Annotated in this window: 17 protein-coding genes and 1 pseudogene; 6 read left to right on the top strand and 12 right to left on the bottom strand. The window is 67.1% G+C overall.

Translation table 11 applies throughout. The features are described from left to right. Positions 1-33 precede the first annotated feature (33 nt). Both ACQR0W_RS02735 and ACQR0W_RS02730 read right to left on the bottom strand, forming a co-directional pair. Positions 34-498 (bottom strand): DsrE family protein, encoded by a 465-nt coding sequence (locus ACQR0W_RS02735; protein WP_012042917.1) that lies wholly within the window; start codon positions 496-498, stop codon positions 34-36. A gap of 63 nt (positions 499-561) precedes the next feature. After that, positions 562-999: a DoxX family protein gene (locus tag ACQR0W_RS02730; protein WP_316170632.1), complete on the bottom strand. Its 438-nt coding sequence runs from the start codon at positions 997-999 to the stop codon at positions 562-564. 101 nt (positions 1,000-1,100) lie between these two features. Between ACQR0W_RS02730 and ACQR0W_RS02725 the strand changes: the two genes are divergently transcribed. Further along, positions 1,101-2,060: a LysR family transcriptional regulator gene (locus ACQR0W_RS02725; protein WP_316170631.1), complete on the top strand. Its 960-nt coding sequence runs from the start codon at positions 1,101-1,103 to the stop codon at positions 2,058-2,060. A gap of 131 nt (positions 2,061-2,191) precedes the next feature. Here ACQR0W_RS02725 and soxA read toward each other — a convergent pair whose 3' ends face one another. The 9 genes from soxA to ACQR0W_RS02680 form a co-directional block, all read right to left on the bottom strand. Continuing rightward, positions 2,192-2,968 carry a sulfur oxidation c-type cytochrome SoxA gene (gene soxA / locus ACQR0W_RS02720; protein WP_410051822.1) on the bottom strand — a complete coding sequence of 259 codons (777 nt, stop codon included), beginning with the start codon at positions 2,966-2,968 and terminating at the stop codon, positions 2,192-2,194. Continuing rightward, the gene (gene soxZ / locus ACQR0W_RS02715; protein ID WP_316170629.1) at positions 2,968-3,288 is read right to left on the bottom strand and encodes a thiosulfate oxidation carrier complex protein SoxZ; all 321 of its coding nucleotides are present in this window, start codon (positions 3,286-3,288) and stop codon (positions 2,968-2,970) included. Before soxZ ends, soxA begins: the two co-directional genes overlap by 1 nt. After that, complete coding sequence (locus ACQR0W_RS02710; RefSeq protein ID WP_316170628.1) at positions 3,288-3,776, bottom strand: SoxY-related AACIE arm protein; 489 nt, start codon at positions 3,774-3,776, stop codon at positions 3,288-3,290. Before ACQR0W_RS02710 ends, soxZ begins: the two co-directional genes overlap by 1 nt. Positions 3,777-3,782: 6 nt before the next feature. Then, entirely contained in the window at positions 3,783-4,226 is a 444-nt protein-coding gene (gene soxX / locus ACQR0W_RS02705; RefSeq protein WP_315826431.1) for a sulfur oxidation c-type cytochrome SoxX, read from the bottom strand. Further along, positions 4,213-5,490, bottom strand: coding sequence for an NAD(P)/FAD-dependent oxidoreductase (locus ACQR0W_RS02700; RefSeq protein WP_316170627.1), 1,278 nt, complete (start codon positions 5,488-5,490; stop codon positions 4,213-4,215). Before ACQR0W_RS02700 ends, soxX begins: the two co-directional genes overlap by 14 nt. Positions 5,491-5,546: 56 nt before the next feature. After that, positions 5,547-7,730, bottom strand: coding sequence for a xanthine dehydrogenase family protein molybdopterin-binding subunit (locus ACQR0W_RS02695; RefSeq protein ID WP_316186868.1), 2,184 nt, complete (start codon positions 7,728-7,730; stop codon positions 5,547-5,549). A 10-nt stretch (positions 7,731-7,740) separates the two neighbouring features. Next, a complete protein-coding gene (locus ACQR0W_RS02690) occupies positions 7,741-8,190 on the bottom strand; it encodes a (2Fe-2S)-binding protein (RefSeq protein ID WP_315715685.1) in 450 nt (149 codons plus the stop codon). 137 nt (positions 8,191-8,327) lie between these two features. Continuing rightward, positions 8,328-9,728: an MFS transporter gene (locus ACQR0W_RS02685; protein ID WP_315715686.1), complete on the bottom strand. Its 1,401-nt coding sequence runs from the start codon at positions 9,726-9,728 to the stop codon at positions 8,328-8,330. Positions 9,729-9,858: 130 nt separating this feature from the next. Then, positions 9,859-10,491, bottom strand: coding sequence for a GntR family transcriptional regulator (locus ACQR0W_RS02680; RefSeq protein WP_315715813.1), 633 nt, complete (start codon positions 10,489-10,491; stop codon positions 9,859-9,861). 120 nt (positions 10,492-10,611) lie between these two features. Here ACQR0W_RS02680 and bioB point away from each other — a divergent pair, with 120 nt between their 5' ends. The 5 genes and pseudogenes from bioB (at position 10,612) to ACQR0W_RS02655 (ending at position 16,825) form a co-directional block, all read left to right on the top strand. Further along, a complete protein-coding gene (gene bioB, locus ACQR0W_RS02675; protein WP_410051821.1) occupies positions 10,612-11,664 on the top strand; it encodes a biotin synthase BioB in 1,053 nt (350 codons plus the stop codon). A 100-nt stretch (positions 11,665-11,764) separates the two neighbouring features. After that, complete coding sequence (locus tag ACQR0W_RS02670; RefSeq protein ID WP_316170626.1) at positions 11,765-12,910, top strand: 8-amino-7-oxononanoate synthase; 1,146 nt, start codon at positions 11,765-11,767, stop codon at positions 12,908-12,910. Beyond that, positions 12,907-13,539: a dethiobiotin synthase gene (gene bioD / locus ACQR0W_RS02665; protein ID WP_316170625.1), complete on the top strand. Its 633-nt coding sequence runs from the start codon at positions 12,907-12,909 to the stop codon at positions 13,537-13,539. Before ACQR0W_RS02670 ends, bioD begins: the two co-directional genes overlap by 4 nt. After that, positions 13,536-14,801 (top strand): adenosylmethionine--8-amino-7-oxononanoate transaminase, encoded by a 1,266-nt coding sequence (locus tag ACQR0W_RS02660; protein WP_315754212.1) that lies wholly within the window; start codon positions 13,536-13,538, stop codon positions 14,799-14,801. Before bioD ends, ACQR0W_RS02660 begins: the two co-directional genes overlap by 4 nt. A gap of 82 nt (positions 14,802-14,883) precedes the next feature. Beyond that, positions 14,884-16,825, top strand: a pseudogene (locus tag ACQR0W_RS02655) (alkyl/aryl-sulfatase). 46 nt (positions 16,826-16,871) lie between these two features. Here the strand turns inward: ACQR0W_RS02655 and ACQR0W_RS02650 are convergent. Then, on the bottom strand, positions 16,872-17,942 hold the full coding sequence (locus ACQR0W_RS02650) for a glycosyltransferase family 4 protein (protein ID WP_315754208.1): 1,071 nt from the start codon (positions 17,940-17,942) through the stop codon (positions 16,872-16,874). Positions 17,943-18,120 lie beyond the last annotated feature (178 nt).

Here is an 18,120-nt window from a genome sequence, read left to right as displayed (position 1 = left end):
AGCAGATCGCGCCGTGCGGGCGCGCTCAACGCCTCAGCCATGGACGTAGGCCCAGCCTTTGCGCTGTAGCTCGACGACGCGGCCGATGCCGAACGGCACTAGCCTGGCGCCGTCGATCAGTTGGATCGTGAGGTTCTCCTTGCTCTCCGCGATCGACTTCGACGAGGCGCACATGCTGAAGCCGATATGCGGATACATCTGCCGCAGCGCCGCGAGCGGCTCCTTGAGCGGTGATTTGTCGGCGCGAAATACGTCGATGCCGGTGCCGTTGGCGACGACCTCGATCGCGGGGGTCTGTCCGAGACTGGCGAAATGCCGCGTCAGATTGCCGGAATAGCTGATGGCGTGACCCATCACATGGGGGTCGTTGCGGTCGATCAGCACGACAATGCCGGCGCGATGCTGGGCGACGGCCGGGACGGCGGGGGCTGGGGCGCCGAGGGCTGTCGCGCCAGCGAGAAAGCCGCGGCGCGACACGTCAGGGATCGGTTCGCTCATCATGGCTTCCTTCAAAGCACGCGATGCGCCGGCGCTGGATGGCCAGCGCCGGCGATGCTCGGATCAGCCGCGCGGCGCGATCGGCGCTTTGCCGTTGCGGCCCCACAGTACGAACAGCGACAGCGCCAGCAGCAGGATGTTCAAGGGCGTGACTGCCGCTTCGCCGCGGGAGATGTGGAAGGCGAACGCGAACACCTGTAGCGTGGCACAGCCGATCGCGGCCAGCACGGTCACGCGCGGCATGATGCGGGTCAGCGACGGCAACAGGATGCCGAGCCCGCCAGCCAGATCGATCAGGCCGATGGTGCGGACGAAGGCCACCGAATATTCGCCGGTCCACGGCATCATCTGGGCGAGTTCCTTGATCGGGGTGAAGACCTTGGTGACGCCGGCGAAGCAGAACAGGGCGAAGAGCAGGGTCTGGGCGACCCACAGGCCGATGCGCAGCGCCAGCGGGGGCTGGAGTGGGCTGAGATCGGTGGTCGATGCGGTGCTGGACATGGTCGGAGCTCCAAATGAAAACGTGCCCGACATTGATAATTTCTTCTGGTTTGATCATTATGCTTTTCGTTAAGTCATCATTTTCTATTGGTTGATGATAAGTGGATACGTTGGTCAGTATTCGGGTGTTCTGCCAGGTCGCGGAGCTCAAGAGCTTCGCGGCCGCCGCCGATCGCCTGGGGCTTTCGCCGGCGATGGCCTCCAAGCATGTCATGCAGCTGGAGCAGCGGCTCTCGACCCGGCTGCTCAACCGCACCAGCCGGCGTGTCGGCCTGACCGAGGCCGGCCAAGTCTATTTCGACCAGGTGCGGCCGATGCTGGAGTCTCTCGACGAGGTCGAGGCCGTCGTCAGCAAGGCGACCGTGATCCCGCGCGGCACCCTAAAGGTCAGCGCGCCGGTATGGTTCGCCAATCCGCTGTTTGCCGGCACGCTCGCAGCGTACCGCGCGCGCTATCCGGACGTGGTGATCGATCTCGATCTCAGCGGACGCCTGGTCAATCTCGTCGACGAGGGGTTTGATCTGGCGCTGCGCGTCTCGGCCACGCCCGGCGATGGGCTGATCGCGCGGCCGCTGTCGCCGGTGCTGATGCAGCTCGTCGCCGCGCCGAGCTATCTCGCCGCCGCCGGGCGGCCGAAGGCGGTGGCCGATCTCAATGGCCATGCAATGCTGAAATACGCGTTGTACCCGCTGCGGGCCATGATCCTGCCGACCGGGGACGGCGAGGTGACGGTCAACTTCAACGAGGTGCTGATCAGCGGCAACGAGACGCTCCTGCATCACGCCGCTGTCGCCGGCATGGGCATGGCGGTGCTGCCGCGCTGGCTGATGGCCGACGACCTCGCCAGCGGCCGGCTCGAGACGGTGCTGCCGGAGATGCTGACGATCAAAGCGCCGCTGATGGCGGTCTATCCCAGCCGAAAATATCTCTCCGCCAAGGTCCGTACCTTCATCGACTTCATCGCCGCCGATCCCCTGATGAAGCAGGCCTCGGACGGACCTCTGGCCGCGATCGATCCGACGGCGGCGGGGGTGAGAAAGGGACGGAAGGCAGGATCTTGAGCATATTGGGGCGCCGGAGGTCTCCATGCCGTCATGGCCGGCCACGACGCGTAACCCATGGCACGGCTCGTTCGTAAGCGGCGTTCTGCAAGCTCGAACGACTGCCTGATAGCTCGCGAGACCTTGCCCGCTCACGGCCGCACCGCCGGCGCCTCCACCGGCATCCCTTGCGCCCGGGACATCAGATACAGCTCCAGCGCGATCATGTCGGGGGCGTCGAAATCGTAGGCCTGGGCGCGCACCCCGGTCATGCAGCCGCGCAGGCGGCGCTGCAGCGAGCCCATGCCTTGCCATTCCAGCCGGTAGATCGGATAGCCCGTCGGCTGTCCCTGCGTGATCGCGGAGCCGGCGAGATGCTTGCTCCAATTGTCATCGTGACAATTGGTGCAGGCGAGATTGAGCTGGCCCTGCCGCTGAAAAAACAGCTCGCGACCGCGCGCGATGAAGGGCTGGAGCCGCGGATCGTCGCCAGCGGTGATCGGCATCCCGCGCGATTGCTTCGCGATCAGCGCCGTCAGTGCCAGCAGCTCGCGGCTCTCTGCTGCGAACGGCGCCGCCTCCTGATGCTGTTTGCGGCAGAGATTGACGCGCTGGCCGAGATCGACCGGCGCACCGCTGGCGGCATTGAAGGCGGGATAGCGCGCGGCGACGCCCTTCATGCTGACATCGACCGGGCCATGACAATCGCCGCACGCCTTGTTGGCCGTGCCTGCCTTCGTCGTCCACAGCGCCTCACCGTCGAGCACCGACAGCATCGCCGGATTGGCGGTGTCGTCGTCCTGCATCGCCCTGGTGTCCGACGACATGAAGTCATAGCCGGAACGGCGCTCGGACTCTGCGATCTCGCCGGCAAGCACGGGCAAGGTCACGACGATTGCCGTGACGACAGTGAGAAACGCAGACCGCATCATTCGATCGTGATCGCGGCGGTGGTGGTGGCGACGAACCCGTTGTCGCCGATCCATTCGAACTCGAAGCGGCCGCTCTCGGTAGCCGTGGCGAAGAACGACAGGAACGGATTGGCGGCGATGGCCGGATAGAGGTCGGCGCGAAAGATCTCGGTGCCGTTGAAGCGGCAGGTGAAGCTGGTGATGATGTCGCGCGGGATGGCTTCGCCTGCGGCCGTACGGCGGTAGCCCGGCTCCATGACGTGGCTCATCAGCGTCTTGATCTCGATGACGGCGCCGCGCTTGGCCTTGGCGGGAACGTTGACGAGGGCGGCAGGCATCACGGCATCTCCTCGGTGCAGGCGGCCAAGGTCACGATGACGTCGACGCTCGCCGACCAGAACGAGCCGTCGGAGAGCCTTGCGATCGCCACGACCTTCTGGGTGTCGGCGAGCCGGATGCGCGTCGTGACCTGGGCGCGGCCGGCGCTGGCTGTCAGGTGAAAGCTGGCGACGTTGGGCTGCGGGTTCTTCTCGTTGAAGACGTGGATGCTCTTGACGAAATCGTCAGGCGTCATCGGGTGATCGACGCTGACGGTCATCGGCACGGTGTTGCCGTTCTCGACCAGCGGCGGGATGTCGAGTCGGATCTTGCCGGCGTTCACCTTTGCCTCGCCGACGAGGTTGCGGATCGCGGACGCCAGCATCGCCGGGGTCGCCTGCGCAGGCCGGACCGTGATCAGCGGCAGCGCGCCCGCGGCGGTCAGCGTTCCCGCCAGTTGCAGCAGGTGGCGGCGGGACATGTGGGACGGTTCGAACATGCCGGTCATATGGGCTCACTCGCGCAAGGTCGCGAGATAGGCGACGATGTCTTCGATCTGCTCTGCCGACAGGATCGGCTTGTCGCGCCAGGCGGAACCGACGCGCGTCAGCCCGTCGATGCGATAATAGGACGGCATGATCGTTTCCGGATTGAGCCTGGAGGCATCGACCAGCCGCAAGCGGAGCTGCGGGATCGTCGAACGGCTGCCGGCCCCGGCAAGGCTGGGTGCGAGATCGCCCTGGAAGCGCGCTTCCGGAAACGGGCCGGAGTGACAGAGGATGCAGGTCGAGCTGCGCGCGAGGACGAGTGCGCGGCCGCGGGTGGCGTCGCCGGGCCGTCCGGTGAGGGACGAGGCGATGCCGTCGCCGGTGATCGTAGCGGGCGCGAGCGTCTGCGCCGCGACAGCGGCGGGCAGGGCGGCCACGAGCGCGGCGATGACAAGGCTAGCCGAAGGCATCGTGGGTCAGCGCCTTGAACCAGGCCGTCGCCGCGGCGGCCTCACGCGCGCGCGTCTCGCGCGATGCGTCGACCGGGCTGGCCCGTCCGCCCTCGATCTCGGCGAAGATGTCTCCCTTGGGCTGGTAGATGCCGGCGAGCGAGAACGCGTCGTCCGGCGCGACGATGCTGTAACAGATGCCGGTCAGCGTCGGCGGCTCCGACCGCCGTCCCGTCAGATCGCGCACGATCACGGCCGCGCACGCCTTGCCCTGCGCCTGGGCGGCGCCGGCCGATTTCGGGATGCCGCCGCCGAGACAGGCGTCGCCGATGACATGGACGTCGGGGACGAGCTTCGAGGCGAAGGTCGCGGCATCGATCGGGCACCAGCCGGTGCGGTCGGCCGCGCCGGCGAGGGCGGCAATGCGGCCGGCCTTCTGCGGCGGGATGATGTTGGTCACATCGGGATTGTAATTGCCGAACTCGGTGACGACGGTACGCGTGGCGATCTCGACGCCGGTGACGCGGCCGCCCTGCGACAGCGGAATGCGCTCGATCATGCCGGGGTAGAGCTGCTGCCACGCCTGCTCGAACAGCTTCTGCTGCGAGAAGCTGTCCTTGGCATCGAGGATCAGCACCTTCGACTTCGGCTTGTGCGCCTTGAGATAATGCGCGATCAGGCTGGCGCGTTCGTAAGGCGCGGGCGGACAGCGCGACGGATTGGCCGGGACGGCGATCGCGACGGTGCCGCCATCCGGCATCGCCTCGATCTGCGTCCGCAGCAGCAGCGTCTGCTCGCCGGCCTTGTAAGCGTGCGGCATGACCGCGGAGGCGGCCTCGTCGTAGCCTTGCAGGGCCGTGAAATCGAGGTCGATGCCGGGCGCCAGCACGAGGCGGTCATAGGCCAGCGCGCTGCCGTCGGCGAACGTGACCTTGTGGGCGGGCGCATCGACCGCCGTGGCCGCCCGCAGCACAGTGCTCACGCCTTCGGCTGCGATCTTGTCATAGCCGAACTGCTGGGCACCGATATCGCGCAGGCTGGCGATGACCTCGTTGCTGAGCGGACACGCCGTGAAGGTCGTGTTGGCCTCGACCAGGGTGACGTCGAGCTTGCCATCGGCTTGGCGCAGCGCGCGGGCGCAACTGGCGCCGCCGAAGCCGCCGCCGATCACGACGACGCGCGCCATCGCTTGTGCGCGCAACACGGCAGGGGCGGCGACCATGGCAACTGACGCCGCGATCAGGCCGCCGACCTCTCTGCGCGTGCGCTGTCGGGACATCGTCATCATCATTGCAATAGCACGGCGGCGGCCATTGGTCCCAACGGCCGCCGCCACGCGGGTCATGCGAAGGTGATGTTCTGGTCGCGCAGTGGCAACGAGCGGATGCGCTTCCCGGTGGCGGCAAAATACGCATTCAGCACGGCGGGCGCGGCGACGCCGATGGTCGGCTCGCCGACGCCGCCCCAGAACCCGCCGCTCGGGATCATGATCGCTTCCACCTTCGGCATCTCGGCGATGCGCATCGAGTTGTAGCTGTCGAAGTTGGTCTCGACGATCCGTCCGTCCTTCACGGTGCAGCCGCCGTAGAACAGCGCCGAGAGGCCGTAGACGAACGAGCCGGCGATCTGCCGCTCCACCTGCGCCGGGTTGACGACGTAGCCGGGATCGGTCGAGGCGACGATGCGGTGGATCTTGATCTTGCTGCCGTCGATCACCGAGATCTCAGCGGCACCCGCGACGTAGCTGCCATAGCCGTGCAGTTGAGCGAGGCCACGGGACACGCCGTCCGGCGCCGGCGTGCCCCAGCCGATCTTCTCCGCGACAGCGTTGAGCACCGCGAGATGCTTGGGATGATCGGCCATCAGCTTGCGGCGGAAGTCCAGCGGGTCCTGCCCGGCCGCATCGGCGAGCTCGTCCATGAAGCATTCGAGATAGATCGCGTTCTGGTTCACGTTGACGCCGCGCCAGAAGCCCGGATTGATGTGCGGGTTGCGCATCGCGTGTTCGATCAGCAAATTCGGCACGGAATAGCCGATCGTGGCTTCGCCCGATGGCGCAAGCCCCTGGAAGGTCGCGGGGTCCTTGCCGTTGACCAGCGCGTCGGGCCGCAGGCTGAACAGGATCGACTGGCCGGAGATGCGCATGTGCAGCGCCGTCAGATTGTTGTCCGCGTCGAAGCCGCCGGTCAGCTTGCACTGCGTGATCGGATGATAGCGGCCGTGGGTCATGTCCTCCTCGCGCGACCACAACAGCTTGATCGGCGTGCCCGGCATCTCCTTGGCGATCTTCACCGCCTGGCGGACATAGTCGGTCTGGCCGCGCCGGCCGAAGCCGCCGCCGAGGATCAGCTTGTGCACCTCGCATTTGTCGGCGGGCAGCCCTGAGGCTTCCAGAACCGCGGCGAACGCCGCCTCGCCGTTCTGCGTGCCGCACCACACCTCGCATCGCTCGGGCGTGTAGAGCGCCGTGGCGTTCATCGGCTCCATCGTGGCGTGGTTCTGATAGGGATAGTTGTAGACGGCCTCGACCTTCCTGACGGCGCTCGCCAGCGCCGCCTTGGCGTCGCCGTTCTCGTTGCCGACAAAGGCGGGGCCGGACTCCAATCCTTCCGCGAGCCATTTGGCGATCGAGGCCGAGGAGACCTTGGCGTTCTCGCCTTCGTCCCACACGATCGGCAGCGCATCGAGCGCCGTCTTCGCGTGCCACCAGGTGTCGGCGACCACGGCCACGGCGGTGCCATCGATCGCGACCACCTTCTTGACGCCCTTCATGCCGGCGATCTTGGCCTCGTCATAGCTCTTCAGCTTGCCGCCGGTGACCGGACAGTCCTTGATCGCGGCGTTGAGCATGTTCGGCAGCTTCATGTCGGCGCCGTAGATCATCGCGCCGGTGACCTTGTCGGCGGTGTCGAGCCGTCTCACGCCCTTGCCGATCAGGGTCCAGTCCTTCGGATCCTTCAGCTTGACGTCGGCAGGCGGCGTCAGCTTCGCGGCGGCTTCCGCCACCTTGCCGTAGGTCGTCGTGCGGCCCGACGCCTTGTGGGTGATGACGCTGTTGGCGGCGGTGCATTCGGCCGCCGGAACCTTCCATTCGTCGGCGGCCGCCTGGATCAGCATCATGCGCGCGGCGGCACCGCCCTTGCGGACGTAGTCCTGCGACGAGCGGATGCCGCGGCTGCCGCCGGTGGAGAAATCGCCCCACACGCGCTTGCGGGCGACGTTCTGGCCGGGCGTCGGATATTCGGTCGTGACCTTGCTCCAGTCGCAGGCAAGCTCCTCCGCGACGAGCTGGGCGAGCCCGGTCAGCGAGCCCTGGCCCATTTCCGAGCGGGCGATGCGGATCACCACGGTGTCGTCGGGCCGGACTACGACCCATGCATTGACCTCGGGTGAGCCATCGGCTGCGCGCACCACCTGCGGGCCGCCGAAGGGGATATCGAGGCCGAGGGCGAGGCCGCCGCCGAGCGCGGCGGTGCCGATGACGAAGGACCGGCGGTCGAGGCGCGGCGTCACATGCTGGTTCATGCCGTCCTCCTCAGGCGTTGGCCGCGGCGTGGATCGCCTCGCGCACCTGCGCGAAGGTTCCGCAGCGGCAGATGTTGGTGATGGCGTCGTTGATGTCCTGATCGCTCGGCTTCGGATTGTCCTTGAGCAGTGCCGCGACGGCCATGATCATGCCGCTCTGGCAGTAGCCGCATTGCGGAACGTCGTTCTCCACCCAGGCCTGCTGCACCTTGTGCAGCCCGTTGTCGCTCGCGAGCCCCTCGATGGTGGTGATCTGCTTGCCCTGGGCCTCGGAGACGGTGACGCCACAGGAGCGCACGGCCGCGCCGTCGAGATGCACGGTGCAGGCGCCGCATTGTGCAATGCCGCAGCCATATTTGGTGCCGGTCAGTCCGGCGTTCTCGCGGATCGCCCACAGCAGCGGCGTGTCGGGCTCGACGTCCAGAGTATAGGATTGTCCGTTGATCGTGAGGTTTGCCATCGCAGATCCCTTTCGTTCAACTCGCCAGTTGAACAGAGGGCGGCAATGTGGCGCGAACGTTTGCATCCTTCAAATCAAGAATATGCGTTTGCCGCGCGGGAAGATTTGTGATGAGCCGGGGTTGTAGTTGCTCCGGCTCATGGGCCGCGCGGCGGAGCTACGGCCAGCCGCAGAAAGCTCATCACGCTGCCCAGCGCGGCGAAACCTGCGCCGAGGGCCAAGGCAAGGGTGGCTCCGTCGTGCCCCGCAAGGCTGAAGCACAAGGCGGCCAGCGCCGCGCCGGTGGTCTGACCGGTCAACCGGGCCGTGGCGACGATGCCGCTGGCGCCGCCGCTGCGATGGGGCGGGGCGCTTGACATGATAGCCTTCATGTTCGGCGCCTGGAAGAAGCCGAACCCGATGCCGCAGATCAGCATGCGCCAGACGATGTTGGCGATGCTCGGGTTCTCGGGCAGCATGGCGAGCAGCGCCATGCCGGATCCGAGCATCACCAGGCCGATGCCGCCAAGCAGGCCGGCGGGAAAACGGTCCGACAGCCGCCCGGCGATCGGGGCCATGATCGTGACCGCGAGCGGCCAGGGGGTCATGAAGAACCCGGTCTCGACCTGCGAACGCTGGAGAATGTCCTCGAAATAGAACGGCAGCGACACGAAGCCGAGGCCCTGCACCGAGAAGGAGCAAACCGCGGTCGCCGCCGACAGCGCGAAAACCCCGCGGCGGAACAGGTCGATCGGCAGCATCGGCGCCGGGTGGTCGGCCTGGCGGCGGGTCAGGATGACGCCGAGCACGAGCGCGCCGACAAGCTCTGCCACCACCATGGCCGGCGTCGCGCCATGCGCGGCGCTGCCGATGCCGGTGATGAACAGGCCGAGGCAGAGCGCAGCGAGCCCGGCGCCGAGAAAGTCGAAGCCATGCTCGGCGCGCGGCGTGCGCGGCAGCATCTTCATGCCGATCGCGATGGCGATCAGGCCGAAGGGGAGGTTGATCGCAAACAGCCAAGGCCAGGAGCCGAGCGAGAGAATGGCGGACGCAATGGTCGGGCCGAAGGTGAAGGAGATGCCGACCACGAGCGCGTTGTGGCCGAGGCCGCGGCCGAGCATTTTTCCAGGATAGACGTAGCGCACCAGCGCGGTGTTGACGCTCATGATGCCGCTGGCGCCGAGGCCCTGCAACGCGCGGGCAACGACCAGGGTCGGCAGCGACCACGCCAGCGCGCAGCCGACCGAGGCCAGCGTGAACAGCAGGAGGCCGCCGAGATAGATGCGCTGATGGCCGACGATCTCGCCGAGCGCGCCGAGCGGCAGCAAGGTCGCCACCAGCGCGATCTGGTAGATGTTGACCACCCAGACCACCTCGGCCGGGGAGACGTGGAGATCGGCCGAGATCGACGGCAGCGCGATGTTGGCGATGGCGACGTCGAGCGAGGCCATCGACAGCGCGGTGAAGATCGCCGCGATCGCCCAGGGACGCTGGCCCGGCGGCAGGCCGTCGGCGGTGCCGTCGCCGGCGAGCCTCGAAGCGTGGTGGCGGTTGGACATGGAGACCTTTGGAGACCTTCGGTTCGCGGGGCGCGTCCGGATCAGCATGTACACGGGAGCAGGCGAGCGCCCCAGCCGTCGCGGGCGCATGGCGGTATGCGCCCGGTCGCAAGGAACGGGTTGAAGCCGGCTACACGCCCGGCCTTGCCAGCCGCTCGATCGTCTGGTTGTGCCGCGTCAGGAGCTCGCAGGCGTGGCCGATCTGGCGGGCGCGCAGGGCCTGCAGGATCAGCCGGTGATCCTGGTTGGTGCGCGGACGCCAGCCGGCATTGCGGGCCATCGCCAGCACGAGGCGCGAATTCGCGAGGCGTAGTCCGTCGAGGCTCGCCAGCAGCCGCGGCATCGCGCAGGGCGCGACCAGCGCGCGGTGGAAGGCGCGGTTCGCGGTCTCGAACTCCTGGATGGTCTCGGCATTGTCGGCCTCGATCAGCGCCAGCTCGATCGCGGCGAGATGCGCCGGCGTATAGCGCGGCGCGGCATTGCGCAGCGCGATCACCTCGAGCGCTGTGCGCATCTCGACGATCTCCCTGGTCGACTTCGCATCGAGCGGTGCCACGCGTACGCCGCGTCGCGGCGCGGCGACCACGAGATAGAGCGCCTCGAGCTGCCGAAATGCCTCGCGCACCGGCACGTGGCTGGAGTTGAACTCGCGCGCGACGTGGTCCTGCCGCAACGGCGCGTCGGGCGGCAGCGCACCGCTGACGATGCGATCGGTGATCGCTTCGGCGATCCGCTGAGCGGTGGTGAGATTCTCGTCCGGCATAGTCATAGATTATCTATCGAAAAAACCGATGCAGCGGAAGCTCTCGTCCGATACGGTGCTCGAATACAGAGAAATCATAGATAATGTCTATGATAATCTATAATTTGGCGTGGAGCGAGCATGGCGGATCAAAGCGGCGCGGGCCCTGATCGAATGGCGGTTGGCAATGCCATCCGTCATGACTGGACCAGAGACGAGGCCGAGGCGCTCTATCGCCTGCCACTTCCGGACCTGATGTTCCTGGCGCAGTCGGCGCATCGCCGGCAGTTCGATCCCACCCGCGTCGAGACAGCGAGCCTGCTCAGCATCAAGACCGGCGGCTGCCCGGAGGATTGTGGCTACTGCTCGCAGAGCGCGCATTACGACACTGGGCTCAAGGCGACCAAGCTGATGGACCGCGACGAGGTGGTCGCCACCGCGCGGCGCGCGAAGGCCGCCGGGGCCGAGCGCTTCTGCATGGCCGCCGCCTGGCGCAGTCCGAAGGACCGCGACCTCGATCAGGTCTGCGACATGGTCAGCGCGGTGAAGGGTCTCGGCATGGAGACCTGCGTCACGCTGGGCATGCTGACCCCGCCGCAGGCGCAGCGGCTGAGAGAGGCCGGGCTCGACTTCTACAACCACAATGTCGACACCTCGCCCGAATTCTACGACCGCATCATCACCACGCGCACGCTGCAGGACCGCATCGACACGCTCGCGCATGTGCGGCAGGCCGGCATCAAGGTGTGCTGCGGCGGCATCATCGGCATGGGCGAGGAGGTCGATGATCGGCTCGGCATGCTGGTGCTGCTGGCCAATCTCGCTGAGCATCCCGACAGCGTGCCGATCAACATGTGGAACGAGGTCAAGGGCGTGCCGGTCAACGCTACGGCCGCGCGGCCCGATCCGATTGCGCTCGTGCGATTGATCGCGGTGTCCAGGATCATGATGCCGGCCAGCGTGGTGCGGCTGTCCGCGGGCCGGCAATATATGAGCGACGAGCTGCAGACCCTGTGCCTGCTCGCCGGCGCCAATTCCATCTTCATCGGCGACGTGCTGCTGACCACGGCCAATCCGCAACGCGACCGCGATGCCGATCTGCTCGCACGGCTCGGCATGACATCGTCGCTGTTGGCGCGCCCGGGCGCGCCGATCGCCGCCGGCGAGGGCGCGGAGGCTTCGTCCCCGGCCTGATTCAACCCTCAGCGCGATCTCGGCGCGACGGCGCCCACGGAACTGCCTTGTCGTGCCGGTCCACGTCCGCGGCTGACCGAAAGAGAGCGGAGCCATGCCCATGTCGTCCGACAGATTGGCGATCTATTCCGACGGTCTGCAGAGACTCGCGGCCGATGACCGGTTGCGGCGCCTCAGTCCACGGGCCGGTCTCGATTTCTCCTCCAACGACTATCTCGGTCTCGCACAGGCTCCGCGGATGAAGCGCGCGGTCGCCGCGGCCATGGAGGCCGGCACGCCGGTCGGCGCCGGCGGCTCGCGCCTGCTGCGTGGCAATTGCGAGGAGCACGAACGGCTCGAGGCGGACGCGGCGCGCTTCTTCGGTGCCGAGAGCGCGCTGTTCTTCGGCTCCGGCTACATGGCGAACTTCGCCGTGCTCACCACGCTGCCGCAGCGCGACGACCTGCTGGTGCTCGATGCGCTGGTTCATGCCAGCACCCATGAAGGCGCGCGCGCCGGCCGTGCCGAGACGTGCCAGTTCATCCACAACAACGCCCAGTCGGCCGAGGACGCGATCCTGATCTGGCGCAGGGGCGGCGGGGTGGGCCGGCCCTGGATCGTCGTCGAAAGCCTCTACAGCATGGATGGCGATCTCGCGCCGCTGGCGGATTTGATCGCGATCGCCGAACGCCACGATGCCTTTCTGCTGATCGACGAGGCCCATGCGACCGGGGTCCACGGCGCGCAGGGCCGCGGTCTGGCCGCAGCCTACGAGGGACGCGAGAGCGTCGTGACCGTTCACACCTGCGGCAAAGCGTTGGGCGCAGCCGGTGCGCTGGTCACCGCAAGCCGCGTGCTGCGCGACACGCTGATCAATCGCTGCCGGCCTTTCGTCTTCAGCACGGCGCCGTCGCCGCTGATGGCGGTGGCGGTGATGGAGGCGCTTGCGATCCTGCGGGAAGAGCCGGAGCGGCAGCGGAGGCTGGCGCAGCTCGTTGCCTTCGCCCATGGCGCGATCGCCGCGCGCTTCGGTGAAAGCTGGTCGCCGTCGCAGATCATTCCCTGCGTCGTCGGCGACAATGCGCGCGCGATGAGCCTGGCTGCCGCGCTGCAGGCGTGGGGCTTCGACGTCCGCGGCATCCGCCCGCCGACGGTGCCGCCGGGCACGGCGCGGCTCAGGCTGTCGCTGACCTTGAACATCGACGAGCCGGCCATCGCGGCGCTGCTCGACGCGCTCGCCGATGAGATCGGAAGGCCGCGGCCATGACGCTGCGCATCGTGGTCACCGGGACCGACACCGGGATCGGCAAGACGGTGTTCGCCGCCGGCCTCACGGCGCTGCTCGGGGCCTGCTATTGGAAGCCGGTCCAGGCCGGCCTTGCCGAGGAGACGGACTCCTGCTGCGTCCAGCGGCTCGCCGAGCTCGCCGACGATCGCGTGCTGCCCGAAGCCTATCGGCTGGCCGAGCCGGCCTCGCCGGATCGCGCGGCGCGCCTCGCAGGCATCAGCATCGATCCGCTCCGCCTCCGTCCTCCGCGGGCCGCCGGCCGGCCTGTCGTGATCGAGGGAGCCGGCGGCGTCATGGTGCCGCTCGATTCCGGAACGCTCTATCTCGATGTCTTCGCGCGATGGCAGCTGCCGGTCGTGCTCTGCGCGCGCACCAGTCTCGGCACGATCAATCACTCGCTGCTGTCGCTGGCGGCGCTGCGCAGTCGTGGCATCGACGTGCTCGGCATCGCCTTCATCGGCGACGGCCACGACGACAACGAAGATACGATCTGCCGGCTCGGCGAGGTGAGGCGCCTTGGCCGGTTGCCCTGGGTCACGCCGCTGACGGCGCGATCGCTGCAGCACGTGTTCGCCACCCAATTCCAGCGCACGGATTTCGAACCATGATGCGCAAGGCAACCTCGCCGATCTGGCATCCCTTCACGCAGCATGCGCTCCAGCCCGAGATGACGGCGGTCGCGCGCGGCGAGGGCGCCTATCTCTTCACCGCCGACGGCAGGCGGATCATCGACGCGATCGCGTCGTGGTGGGTGGTCACGCACGGCCATTGCCATCCGCATATCGTGCGCGCGATCCAGGACCAGGCCGAGCGGCTGGATCAGGTCATCTTCGCCGGACATAGCCACGAGCCGGCCGAGCAGGTGGCCGCCGGGCTGCTCGCGCTGGTGCCGCCGAGCCTCACGCACGTGTTCTTCTCTGACAGCGGCGCCACCAGCGTGGAGGTCGCGCTGAAGATGGCGCTCGGCTACTTCAAGAACATCGGCGAGCCGCGCTCGCGCATCGTGGTGATGCAGCATTCCTATCACGGCGACACCATCGGCGCGATGTCGGTCGGCGCGCGCGGCGTGTTCAATGCGGCCTATGAGCCGCTGCTGTTCGACGTCGCCGTCGTCCCGTTTCCAGTGCAGGGCCGGGAACAGGCGACTCTGGATGCGCTCGCTACAATTTGCGAGAAGGACCGGCCGGCCGCCTTCATCGTCGAGCCCCTGGTGCTCGGCGCCGGCGGCATGCTGATGTATCCGGCCGAGGTGCTGCGCGAGATGCACCGGATCTGCAAGGCGTTCGGCGTGCTGTTCATCGCCGACGAGGTGATGACCGGCTGGGGCCGCACCGGCACGTTGTTCGCCTGCGAGCAGGCGGACATCGCCCCCGATATCGCCTGCTACGCCAAAGGACTGACTGGAGGCGCGATGCCGCTTGCGGTCACGCTGTGCAGTCCCGCTATCTACGAGGCGCACTATTCGACCGACCGCGCCTGCACGTTCTTTCACTCCAGTTCCTACACCGCCAATCCCATCGCCTGCGCGGCAGCGAGCGCCAATCTCGAGCTGTGGCGGCAGCCGCAGACGCGGGCCCGGGTCGCCGCCGTCGCGGCCGCGCAGGAGCGCTGCCTCGACCGCCTGCGTTACGACGAGCGATTTTCCGACCTGCGGCGCTGCGGTACCATCACCGCGCTCGATCTCCATGCCGACGAGCCGGGCTACCTCGCCGAGGTCGGCCCGAAGCTGCAGGCCTTCTTCCGCGACAGCGACGTCCTGCTGCGTCCGCTTGGCCACACCATCTACGTCATGCCGCCTTACTGCGTCACCGCCGGGGATGTCGAGACGGTCTATGCCGCCATCGACGAGGCCGTCGATCACGTGCTCTGAGGGGCTGTTCTGCGGCCCGCGATTTGCGCTCCGCGATCCCGCGCACTAGCATCGTGCCAACGTCGTTGCGGAGGAAACAGTCATGAGCGCGCCGGTCAGCGGAGATGGCACCAAGGATCCGAAGGAGGCCAGCGCGGCCGTGAGCGCAGCGCAGCAGGCCGTGCTGGAGGCGCTGCCGTTCGGCGACACCGCCGATTTCGATGATGCCGCCCGCGGCTTTCTCGGCACGATCGATCAGGCCAAGGTGACGACGGCGCAGGGGCGCACCGTCTGGAGCCTCGCGCCTTACTACTTCCTTGACGCGGAGCAGGCGCCGCCGACCGTCAATCCCAGCCTGTGGCGGCAGGCGAAGCTCAACATGCATCACGGCCTGTTCGAGGTCGTGCCCGGCGTCTACCAGGTGCGTGGGCTCGACATCGCCAACATGACGCTGATCGAGGGGGACACCGGCGTGATCGTGGTCGACACGCTGACCTCGATCGAGGGCGCGCAGGCCGCATTGGAGCTGTACTACCAGCACCGCGGCGTCAGGCCGGTCACGGCGGTGATGTTCACGCATACCCACACCGATCATTGGGGCGGCGCGCGCGGCGTGGTCGACGACGACGCGATGGCCAGCGGCCGCGTGCCGCTGATCGCGCCGAACCTGTTCATCGAGCATGCGGTCTCCGAGAACATCATCGCCGGCCCTGCGATGCTGCGCCGGGCGCAATATCAGTTCGGGCCGCTGCTCGCGAAGGGGCCGAAGGGCCATGTCGATTGTGGGCTCGGCAAGACCATGGCGGCGGGAGCCGTTGCGCTGCTGCGGCCGACCGACCTGATCATGGCGACCGGGGACACCCGGGTCATCGACGGTCTCACCTTCGAATTCCAGATGGCGCCGAACAGCGAGGCGCCGGCGGAAATGCATTTCTTCGTGCCGCGCTATCGCCTGCTGAACCTCGCCGAGAACTGCACGCACAACTTCCACAACCTGCTGCCGTTTCGCGGCGCCGACGTGCGCGACGCGCTGGCGTGGTCGAAATATCTCGGCGAGGCGCTGCAACTGTGGGGCGGCAAGGCGGAGGTGATGTGCGGCCAGCATCATTGGCCGATATGGGGCGCGAGCCGTGTCGACGGCATGATCCGCGAACAGCGCGATCTCTACAAATTTGCCCACGACCAGACCGTGCGGCTGATGAATCATGGCCTGACCGCAAGTGAGATCGCCGAGCAGATCAGGCTGCCCCGGAGCCTCGAAGGGGCATGGCATGCGCGCGGCTATTACGGCCACATCCGCCACAACGTAAAGGCGATCTACCAGAAATATCTCGGCTGGTATGATGCCAATCCGGTCAATCTCGATCCGCTGCCGCCGGTCGAGGCCGGCCGGAAATACGTCTCCTATATGGGCGGGGCAGAGGCGCTGCTGGCGCGGGCGCGCGCGGACTTTGCCAACGGCGAATACCGCTTCGTCGCGCAGGTCGTGGGTCATCTCGTCTTCGCCGAGCCGGACAATGCCGAGGCGCGCGCTGCTGGCCGACACGCTGGAGCAGCTCGGCTATGCCGCCGAGAGTGCGACCTGGCGCAATGCCTATCTGTTCGGCGCGCAGGAGCTGCGCCAGGGTATGCCGGAGGTTCCGGCTCGGCCCGGCCTGCCGCGCGAGACGCTGGCGGCGCTGCGCACCGAGCAGCTATGGGACGTGCTCGGGGTCAGGCTGAACGGGCCCAAGGCGGAGGGCAAGCATATCGTGCTGAACTGGACGTTCACCGACACCGGCGAGCGCTTCGTGCTCACCTTGCAGAATTGTGCGCTGACCTATGCGGTCGGCGTGCAGGCGTCGACCGCCGATGCGGGGTTCACGCTGGCGCGTTCGACGCTCGATGCGGTCATTGCCAAGGCCACGAGCTTTCCGGAAGCGGTCGCCGCCGGGAAGATCAGCTTCGCGGGCAATCCGATGCGGCTGGCCGAGCTGATGTCGCTGATGGACGAGTTCCCGCGCATGTTCGAGATCGTCGAGCCGAAGCGGGCTGCCGTCACCTGAGATGAGGCGGAGGCCGGGCTCGCCGAACTTGCCCGGCCTCCTCATGCTATTCGGCGCTGCTGACCAGCCGGATGCGCGGCGCAGCGATGTCGATCAGGCTGCGATAGGCCGCGAGATAGTCGAGCGCCATCCGGCGCGCGGTGAAGCGTCGCTCGAACTGCGCGCGCACGCGGGCGCGGCTCAGCTCGGGCAGGCGACTGACGGCCGCTACCGCGCTGAGCTCGTCCTCGACGATGAAGCCGGTCACACCGTCGTCGATCACTTCGGGAACCGAGCCGCGGTTGTAGGCGATCACGGGCGTGCCGCAGGCCATCGATTCGATCATCACCAGGCCGAACGGCTCCGGCCAATCGATCGGCAACAGCAGGCCGAGCGCGCCGGACAGGAACTCCGGCTTCTCGTGATCGCTGATCTCGCCGATGAACTCGACGAGCGGATTGCCGTGGATCAAGGGACGGATCGTCTGCTCATAATAGTCTTGGTCAGCGCGATCGATCTTGGCCGCGATCTTCAGCGGAATCCCGCAGCGCATGGCGATCTTGATGGCACGGTCGACACCCTTTTCCGGGGCGATGCGTCCGAGCACGGCGAGATAGCTCGGCGTCACCGGCTTGGGAATCAGGAGCGTTGCGGGCAGTCCATGCAGCACGGTGCGCACCCAGTTCGCATTCGGCACCGGCCGGCGCTGCGAGTCCGAGATCGAGACGACGGGAACATCCTTGAAGACCGAGAACACCGGCTGGTGCTCCGGAAGATCGAGCCTGCCGTGCAAGGTGGTCAGGAACGGTGTGGGTTGCCGGTGGAACAGGGAGAACGGGTAGTAGTCGAGGTGGAAGTGCAGAATGTCGAACTGTTCGTCGTCGCATTGCTGCCGCACGTTTTCGAGCATCACCATGTGCAGCGCGTTCGGATCCCTCACCGAGCCGTCGAGGCGCAGTGCTTTCGGCCATGTCGGAGAGAGCTTCGCCGAGGTCTGCGAATCGCCGCTGGCGAACAGGGTGACGTCGTGTCCGAGGGCAACGAGCTCTTCGGTCAACCAATGGACGACCCGCTCAGTGCCGCCGTAGAGCTTCGGAGGCACGGCCTCCGTCAATGGAGCTATTTGCGCAATGCGCATCTCATCGTCTCCTGTTCGTGACCGATCATGGATGAATCCCCAATGGCACCGGCACTGCCACAGCGGGAACGTTGTCGCATGTGCGAAGTTCCATTCACGCGATCACTCTTTCTTCGACACAACGTGTTCCGTGCCGTCTCATTGATGCCATCCCCGCTCTCCAACGCTGCTGCCGCGG

The organism is Bradyrhizobium sp. HKCCYLRH1034, assembly GCF_051168375.1.
In the GTDB taxonomy this organism is placed as follows: Bacteria; Pseudomonadota; Alphaproteobacteria; order Rhizobiales; family Xanthobacteraceae; genus Bradyrhizobium.
The sequence above is the reverse complement of the archived record's forward strand: the minus strand, read 5'-3'. Positions and strand labels throughout refer to the sequence as shown.

What these genes read in the sequence shown, in the direction of transcription:
- ACQR0W_RS02735 (WP_012042917.1), bottom strand. Translation starts at nt 498, where the DNA reads ATGAGCGAACCGATCCCTGACGTGTCGCGCCGCGGCTTTCTCGCTGGC.
- ACQR0W_RS02730 (WP_316170632.1), bottom strand. Translation starts at nt 999, where the DNA reads ATGTCCAGCACCGCATCGACCACCGATCTCAGCCCACTCCAGCCCCCG.
- soxA (WP_410051822.1), bottom strand. Translation starts at nt 2,968, where the DNA reads ATGCGGTCTGCGTTTCTCACTGTCGTCACGGCAATCGTCGTGACCTTG.
- soxZ (WP_316170629.1), bottom strand. Translation starts at nt 3,288, where the DNA reads ATGCCTGCCGCCCTCGTCAACGTTCCCGCCAAGGCCAAGCGCGGCGCC.
- ACQR0W_RS02710 (WP_316170628.1), bottom strand. Translation starts at nt 3,776, where the DNA reads ATGACCGGCATGTTCGAACCGTCCCACATGTCCCGCCGCCACCTGCTG.
- soxX (WP_315826431.1), bottom strand. Translation starts at nt 4,226, where the DNA reads ATGCCTTCGGCTAGCCTTGTCATCGCCGCGCTCGTGGCCGCCCTGCCC.
- ACQR0W_RS02700 (WP_316170627.1), bottom strand. Translation starts at nt 5,490, where the DNA reads ATGACGATGTCCCGACAGCGCACGCGCAGAGAGGTCGGCGGCCTGATC.
- ACQR0W_RS02695 (WP_316186868.1), bottom strand. Translation starts at nt 7,730, where the DNA reads ATGAACCAGCATGTGACGCCGCGCCTCGACCGCCGGTCCTTCGTCATC.
- ACQR0W_RS02690 (WP_315715685.1), bottom strand. Translation starts at nt 8,190, where the DNA reads ATGGCAAACCTCACGATCAACGGACAATCCTATACTCTGGACGTCGAG.
- ACQR0W_RS02685 (WP_315715686.1), bottom strand. Translation starts at nt 9,728, where the DNA reads ATGTCCAACCGCCACCACGCTTCGAGGCTCGCCGGCGACGGCACCGCC.
- ACQR0W_RS02680 (WP_315715813.1), bottom strand. Translation starts at nt 10,491, where the DNA reads ATGCCGGACGAGAATCTCACCACCGCTCAGCGGATCGCCGAAGCGATC.
- bioB (WP_410051821.1), top strand. Translation starts at nt 10,612, where the DNA reads ATGGCGGATCAAAGCGGCGCGGGCCCTGATCGAATGGCGGTTGGCAAT.
- ACQR0W_RS02670 (WP_316170626.1), top strand. Translation starts at nt 11,765, where the DNA reads ATGTCGTCCGACAGATTGGCGATCTATTCCGACGGTCTGCAGAGACTC.
- bioD (WP_316170625.1), top strand. Translation starts at nt 12,907, where the DNA reads ATGACGCTGCGCATCGTGGTCACCGGGACCGACACCGGGATCGGCAAG.
- ACQR0W_RS02660 (WP_315754212.1), top strand. Translation starts at nt 13,536, where the DNA reads ATGATGCGCAAGGCAACCTCGCCGATCTGGCATCCCTTCACGCAGCAT.
- ACQR0W_RS02650 (WP_315754208.1), bottom strand. Translation starts at nt 17,942, where the DNA reads ATGCGCATTGCGCAAATAGCTCCATTGACGGAGGCCGTGCCTCCGAAG.